Consider the following 372-nt stretch of genomic DNA (forward strand, 5'->3'; position numbering starts at 1 on the left):
ATTAATAAGCTTAGTGTGTTTGGTTTGATCTGTTTGCCATTGTTGCCGTTGATCATTGCGCCATTGGTCGATGGAGGCTTCAACATCGTTGATATTGTCTGCGGTTATTGGTTCATTATCACCGTACATTAGGTTATTACGGTCAACTTCCTGTTGAGCTTCCTTAACGCGCTGTAATTTGCGTTGCTTTAATTGTTCGTCAGCATCGTTAATTTGGTTTTGTAAAGTTTGTAGTTGTTGTCGCTGTTGATTTAGTAGCTGTTCTTGTTGTTCTTGCTGCTGTTTGGCAGCTTTTTCTTTTTCTTGAGTAGCTACCATGTCTTTATCTGCTTGTTCTTTCTTGCTTTGAGAGGCCCTAGCAGCGTGTGTAAT

The 372-nt window shown here is 40.3% G+C and carries 1 pseudogene; it reads right to left on the minus strand.

Features of this window, described 5'->3' with window-relative positions:
- Nucleotides 1–372 (minus strand): annotated as a pseudogene (locus CP352_RS11100) (replication protein); the annotation flags it as partial.

Origin of the sequence: Lactobacillus sp. UMNPBX1, assembly GCF_002554085.1 — a bacterium.
Classification (GTDB): Bacteria; Bacillota; Bacilli; order Lactobacillales; family Lactobacillaceae; genus Lactobacillus; species Lactobacillus crispatus.